Annotated in this window: 1 protein-coding gene; it reads right to left on the reverse strand. The window is 81.1% G+C overall.

What is annotated here, in order from left to right:
• Positions 1-645: GntR family transcriptional regulator (locus ABEB16_RS16095; protein WP_345713239.1), on the reverse strand; the 645-nt coding region annotated here is incomplete at its 3' end.
• Positions 646-870 lie beyond the last annotated feature (225 nt).

Genomic DNA, 870 nt, shown 5'->3' on the forward strand with positions numbered 1-870 from the left:
GGCCAGCGGTGCACCGGGCTCGCGCCCCAGCGCCGCCCGCACCACGGCCAGCGCCCCGTCGACGCCGTGCGCGGGCCCCGTGACCGCGCACACCTCGTGCTCGCCGAGCGCTCCGCCGGCCAGCCGTTCCAGGTGCTCGCGCAGCACCCGGCGCAGGCGGGGGAGGCCGCACACCGGCGGCAGCGCGGCGTCGGGGCCGCGGTGGGCGGCCTGCCGCCAGGCCGCCCGCCAGGCCGCCGTCGGCACCCCGCCCGCCCACGACCGCCCGGGGGCGAGGTCGTGCACCTGTCCTGCGGGCGCGAGGTCGCGCACCTGCCCGGCGGGGGTGGGAGGGCCGCTGCGGCCCCGGGACGCCGGTCCGCCGGGGTGCGCACGCCGCGGCGCGCCCGGGGGCCGGCGGGCGTAGGTGCCCGAACCCCGGCGGCTCTCGGCGTGCCCGCTGGCGCGCAGCATGGCGTACGCCTCGAGCACGACACCCCGGCAGACGCCGGCCTCGGCGGCCACCTCGCGCACCGAGGGCAGGCGCTCACCCTCGCGCAGGGCACCGCTGCCGATCGCGCGGCGCAGCGGCTCGGCGATCTGCCGGGCCAGGGAGCGGGTGGGGCCCGGGGGGCGGGCGGGGTCGTGAACGGGTGGGAGGTCCATGATCGAAGCCTCGTCCGGTGCGGGGTGCGCCGACCTCGGGGTGCGGCCCCAGCCCCGACCCTAGGATTTGCGGGCGCCGACCCCGAGGAACTGCCCCGCGCGAGCAGCCCGCCGGGACGTCGGTGGTGTCGGCGGTGTCGTCGGGCGGTCCCGGCACGGGGTCGCGGGGAGGACCACGGGTGCTGCTGCAACGTTCTGCCGAGCTGGCGGTGCTGCGCGCGGCCG

The organism is Kineococcus glutinatus (assembly GCF_039542765.1).
GTDB classification, from domain to species: Bacteria; Actinomycetota; Actinomycetes; order Actinomycetales; family Kineococcaceae; genus Kineococcus_A; species Kineococcus_A glutinatus.